This window comes from Clostridium uliginosum (assembly GCF_900112485.1).
GTDB classification, from domain to species: Bacteria; Bacillota; Clostridia; order Clostridiales; family Clostridiaceae; genus Clostridium; species Clostridium uliginosum.
This window is the reverse complement of record NZ_FOMG01000074.1, coordinates 1-1,393: the sequence shown is the minus strand read 5'-3', so window position 1 is coordinate 1,393 and position 1,393 is coordinate 1. Positions and strand designations below refer to the sequence as shown.

Here is a 1,393-nt window from a genome sequence, read left to right as displayed (position 1 = left end):
CCCTTAAATATATAAAAATTTAAGGAGGCATCACTAATGATTAATTACTCAAAAATTGTAAAATACAAGCTAACATATATTATTAAAGAAATGGGAGAATCAACTGAGCTTTTCGTTAAAAATCCCGGAAAGGATTTTACTCGAAACCGTAAATTGACATTTGAATATGTTATAAATTTATTATTATCCATGGGAGGTAACAGCATTTATAAAGAACTACTTGAGTATTTTAAATATGACGCTAAGACAGCCACATCTTCTGCATTTGTTCAGCAGAGGGGTAAAATATTACCATCGGCATTAGAATATTTATTTAAAACATTTACTAATTCTTTTGATAATTATAAAACATTTAATGGATATAGATTACTGGCAGCAGATGGCTCAAAACTTAATATATCTCATAATCCAGAAGATGCTGATACTTATACTAAATGTCAAAATAATGCAAAGGGATTTAATTTGATACATCTAAATGCATTATTTGATTTATGTAATAAAGTATATACTGATGCATGTATTCAACCAATTCGAAAGGCAAATGAAAATAGTGCTCTTACTGATATGGTTGATAGATCTACTATATCTGGAGATGTAATTGTTATTGCCGACCGTGGCTACGAAAGTTATAATACCTTTGCTCATATACAAGAAAAAGGTTGGAAATATGTAATAAGGGTAAGAGATAAAGATAGTACTGGTATGGCATCTAGTTTTAAATTACCTTCTTGCGAAGTGTTCGATAAGAAAATTGATTTCGAACTTACAAGAAGACAGACAAATGAAATAAAGGCCAATCCAGAAATATATAAATTTATGCCTAAAAGATCTAATTTTGATTATTTAGAATTTAAAAGCAATAATTTCTATCCGATTTCATTTAGAGTTGTGAGATTTAAAATTTCAGATAATACTTATGAAACTATAATAACAAATTTAGATGCGAATGAATTTTCAGCTGACATGATTAAGGAAATTTATCATATGAGATGGGGAATAGAAACTTCCTTCAGAGAACTTAAATATGCTATAGGATTGATAAATTTTCATTCTAAAAAGGTGGATCACATTATCCAAGAAGTGTTTGCTAAGCTTACTATGTATAATTTTTGTGAAATAATTACCATACACGTAGTTATTACACATAAACAAAGAAAGCATGAGTATCAAGTCAACTTTACTGTTGCTATTCATATTTGTAGATACTTTTTTAGGCACTTGGGCTATGTAAATCCACCAGATGTTGAAGCTCTAATTAAACAAAATATATTACCTATAAGAAAAGGTCGAAAGGATCAAAGAAAACTTCGTACCAAATCTTCGGTAAGCTTCATTTATAGAGTAGCATAAATTTTATCATATTTCAAAAAAACAGATGTAAATCTGTTTATTT

General features: G+C 28.6%; 1 protein-coding gene. It reads left to right on the top strand.

Going from position 1 to position 1,393, the window contains the following annotated elements; translation table 11 throughout:
- Nucleotides 1–36 precede the first annotated feature (36 nt).
- Nucleotides 37–1,350, top strand: a complete 1,314-nt coding sequence (locus BM027_RS17870) for an IS4 family transposase (RefSeq protein ID WP_242943369.1) — start codon at nucleotides 37–39, stop codon at nucleotides 1,348–1,350.
- The last annotated feature ends 43 nt before the right edge of the window (nucleotides 1,351–1,393 follow it).